This is a genomic window from Frankia tisae (assembly GCF_025403405.1).
Taxonomy (GTDB): domain Bacteria; phylum Actinomycetota; class Actinomycetes; order Frankiales; family Frankiaceae; genus Frankia; species Frankia tisai.
In genome coordinates this window covers 1-672 of the sequence record NZ_JANEZT010000771.1, presented here as the reverse complement: position 1 = coordinate 672, position 672 = coordinate 1, and the positions used below count along the sequence as shown (strand labels likewise).

Annotated in this window: 1 pseudogene; it reads left to right on the top strand. The window is 78.1% G+C overall.

Annotated elements, in window-relative coordinates:
• Nucleotides 1-458 (top strand): annotated as a pseudogene (locus NBZ85_RS31605) (hypothetical protein); the annotation flags it as partial.
• Between the last annotated feature and the right edge of the window lie 214 nt (nucleotides 459-672).

The following is a 672-nucleotide window of genomic DNA, read 5'->3' as shown; positions in this document are numbered from 1 at the left end:
ACCCAAGCCCGCCCGGGCGCAGCGCGCTGGCGCTGGCCTTCGCCTCCCACCTGCGCAACGTGCTGCGGCGCCCGGTACCCGGTCTCGATCCCCGGCTCGCCACCAACGTGGTGACCGCCGGGCTGCGGCCGGACCTCGCGGGTTTGCACGACCTGGTCCGGGTGCCCCACCTGGTGACGATCACCGACGGCACCGGCGCCGTGGCCGACACGATCGTGTGGGAGATCATGACCGGCGGGCAGTTCGACGCCTGGCTCGACGGCGCCCCCCGACCCGACCAGCGCGCCATCGAGGCGCACCTGCCGGGTCTGCTGCGGCTGCGAGGCCTGCACCGGTCGGGCCGGCTGGACCCCCGCCGGCTCGGCGCGCTGCTCGACATGCTCGACGGCGGTCCGCTCACGACCCGGTTGATCCACCGCTTCCCCCGGGCCGTGCTCCCGCTGGCCGCGGCGGCCTGACCGGCCGAAGGCCACCCGAACTCACCACGGCCGCCCGCAACGGCGCGGGTCGGCCGTGGTGTCCCGCGCGGGCGGCGGCGACGTGGACCGCCGCCGCCCGCGCTACCACTTCGGCGCAGGTGGCCCGTGCGAGGCGGTGGTGGTGGTCCGGCCGGGCCACCCGCCTGGCCCGGGCGGGCGACCCCGGCGGCGGGCCGGGCGCTCGGGTAGTCCC